The sequence below is a fragment of the Fulvivirga aurantia genome (assembly GCF_009711475.1).
GTDB lineage: Bacteria > Bacteroidota > Bacteroidia > Cytophagales > Cyclobacteriaceae > Fulvivirga > Fulvivirga aurantia.
The window spans coordinates 1-3164 of sequence record NZ_SMMD01000485.1 but is presented as its reverse complement, the minus strand read 5'-3'; the positions used below and the strand labels follow the sequence as shown (position 1 = coordinate 3164).

Annotated in this window: 3 protein-coding genes; all 3 read left to right on the top strand. The window is 41.6% G+C overall.

Going from position 1 to position 3164, the window contains the following annotated elements; translation table 11 throughout:
- Nucleotides 1-1524 (top strand): sodium-dependent transporter (locus E1176_RS03395; protein WP_246205924.1); only part of this gene is annotated, 1524 nt, incomplete at its 5' end.
- Nucleotides 1521-1634 carry a MetS family NSS transporter small subunit gene (locus E1176_RS03390; RefSeq protein WP_155209169.1) on the top strand — a complete coding sequence of 38 codons (114 nt, stop codon included), beginning with the start codon at nt 1521-1523 and terminating at the stop codon, nt 1632-1634. The genes E1176_RS03395 and E1176_RS03390, both read left to right, overlap by 4 nt.
- A gap of 171 nt (nt 1635-1805) precedes the next feature.
- Nucleotides 1806-2969: a M24 family metallopeptidase gene (locus tag E1176_RS03385; protein WP_185152595.1), complete on the top strand. Its 1164-nt coding sequence runs from the start codon at nt 1806-1808 to the stop codon at nt 2967-2969.
- The last annotated feature ends 195 nt before the right edge of the window (nt 2970-3164 follow it).

Here is a 3164-nt window from a genome sequence, read left to right as displayed (position 1 = left end):
TTAAAAGGATTAATGCTTAAAAAAACAGAAGAGTTTAGTAATCGCTGGGGTATTGTATTGGCCTCTTTAGGTATGGCTATCGGAGCTGGTAATTTGTGGAGGTTTCCCAGACTGGCCGGGCAATATGGAGGTGCTTTCTTACTGTTATGGATATTTTTCTTGTTAGTGTGGTCTATCCCATTACTCATGGCCGAGTTTTCTATCGGTAAGAAGTACAAACAAGGCGTAATTGGGTCATATGGAAATGTGGCCGGCAAAGGCCTGACTTGGGGTGGCTTTTTTATTACCATTTGTACGCTAGGTATAGCCTTTTACTATTCGGTTGTTACGGGTTGGGCCCTTCAATACCTGGGTTTAGCGATGCGCAACTTGTTTAGCTTCATTACAGGTGAAGCAACCATTGCAGATAAGCTTGAGACTAACCCCGACTATTTAAATGACTTTTGGACGGGTATCTCAAGTGCTGATCCTGTCACTATCATATTATACATCATCGCCATATTAGCCGGTACTTACGTATTGATCAAAGGCATTCAAAAAGGTTTGGAAAAAGCCAATAAGATCTTAATACCTACTTTATTTGGCCTGCTTCTCGTAATTACAATCATGGCACTTAACATGGAAAATGGCTTTAAAGGCTTAGAGTACATGTTTAAAATCGAAATGAAGCATTTTTCAAACCCTACGATTTGGATAGAAGCACTATCTCAATCTGCCTGGTCTACCGGGGCGGGTTGGGGATTAATTATGACAATCTCGTCATATTCAAGAAAGAAGGAGGATGTTGTACTCAATACATTTATCGGAGGCTTTGGAAATAATACCGCCTCACTCATGGCAGGAATGGCTATTTTGCCAGCGGTTTTTGCACTTTCAGCCACAGAGGGAGAGGCTATCAGTTACCTGCAGACCGGTAATCAGGCCCTCACGTTTACAATCATTCCTAAGCTGTTTGCCACCATACAGGGAGGAGCTATTTTAAGTGCCATTTTCTTTTTGGCTTTCTTTTTAGCGGCCTTTAGTTCATTGCTGCCAATGCTTGAGCTTTTCATAAGTAACCTGCGAGATATGGGCCTTACCAGAAAGTCAGCGGCCATAAGAGCAGCCATATTTTGTATAGTGTTCGGGTTTCCTTCAGCATGGTCTTTAGATGTTTTCAATAACCAAGACTGGGTGTGGGGTATAGGATTGATCATCACAGGATTGTTTATAATTATCGCTGTACTTAAGTATGGCCCGTCAAAATTTATGAGAGACTATATTGAAACAGACTCAGATTTTAATGTGCCCATCAAGTATTTTGCCTCTTGTCTTGTGTTTAATGTAGCCCTTGGCGTAATACTTATTTACTGGTGGATGTCTCAGGGGTATTCTGAGTACCCATGGTTCGATGCTAACGGAAATTGGAATTTATTTGACGTATATAGTAATGCATCGATTATTACACAATGGGGCGCAGCCCTGGTTGTAGGTTTATTGATCAACCGTTATTTGTATAAGAAATTTGTAAAGAAAGCATCATGAGTATAGGCGCAATAATATCTATGGTACTGATAGTCGGTACAATCGTGGGAGGTTTCATATTCTTCATTCGCCTTGCGATGAAAAAAGAGGCAGGTAAAAAATCAGACTAGATAAACATGAAGAAAATACTACCTTTTATTTTCATGCTTTCTTTTGCATGTTCTGATAAGAATGAACCTACAGAAACGTCAGTAGAAACCATTAACCCTGAGACGTAGTGGGGCGAAAACCCCTGGCCTGAAATCAGAAAGAAGCGTATCAATAAGTTGCTGCCAAAAGCCATGGAAGCTGCAGGTGTAGACTGCTATCTGGTAATATGTAGGGAGAATAATAATGATCCGCTGGCCGATCATATTGGTGGAGAAAATGCCGGTGGTACAGCAGTTTTTCTTTTTTACGGCAATACCGATGGTTTTACATCTAAAGTTTTTTCACCAGAAGGAGAAGCCACAGCACTAGCTGATTTGCAGATTCACGATGAGGTAGTAAGGGTAAAAAGAGGCACTTCATCTATTGATCAGGCGGCAGATTTTATCAGACAACAAGACTTTAATACTATTGCTGTAAACATTTCAGAGACCAATAATCTGGCAGACGGCCTTTCTCATACGCAATATGAAGCCGTAAAAAAGGCTTTGGGAGATGACTCAGGCAAACTGGTGCCGTCAACAGATTTAGTGTATGAATGGTTGTCTATTAAACTGCCTGAGGAGGTAGAAATAATGAAAAAGGCCGCTCAACTCACAGCTGACTGGCAGCTTGAAGTCTACCAAGAGGTAATTCCCGGTCAAACGACAGATGCTGAGGTTGCGAAAATGCTTAAAAAGAAAATGGAGGAGTATGGCGTTACTGATGGCTGGGCTCCCGACCAAAATCCAAACGTAAATTCGGGCCCCGACCGGGGTCATTCTCACGCTACAAATAAGGTCATTCAATCAGGCGATATTATTCAAATTGATTTTGGTATCAAAGTATATGACCGCTGGGTAAGCGATATTCAAAGATTTGCCTATGTGCTTAGAGCAGGTGAAACAGAAGCTCCTGATAGTGTGCAACATTATTGGGAAAGTGCTAAGGCCGGTAATAGGGCTGCTTTAGCAGCGATGGCTCCGGGAGCGAAGGGTGTGGAGGTAGATAAAGCTCAGCGTGTACTTATGGAAAAAGCAGGCTCAGATTATGTGATGTGGAGCACAGGGCACCCGGTAGGTTATGTGGCGCATGATGTGGGTCCCAATCTGGGAGGCTCTCAATCATCACATGTGCGTCCTGCAGCTCAAAAAGAGCTCAAAGAAAGTATGACCTTTGCCTTTGATGGCTTCCATGCCTGGAAATTGCCTGATGGACAGGTAAAAACTATATCTGTTGAAGAGATGGCCGTGGTTACTGCTGATGGTGCCGAGTATCTAATCGAGCCTCAGGAGTCTTTAATTTTAATAAAGAATTAGAAGCGTAGAAAAACGCTTTTTAGCAAGGCCGAAAAGACTTTCTTTTCGGCCTTTTTTATGTATAAAATGTCGATCAATTAGTGCCAAAAGTTACATGAGTTCTCATGTAAAAATATTACCGTTTATAAGATTTATGTCCCATAATGGGAAAGTATAAAATGTATTGAGTGCTCTGAATGGCTTTTTAACAAGGTT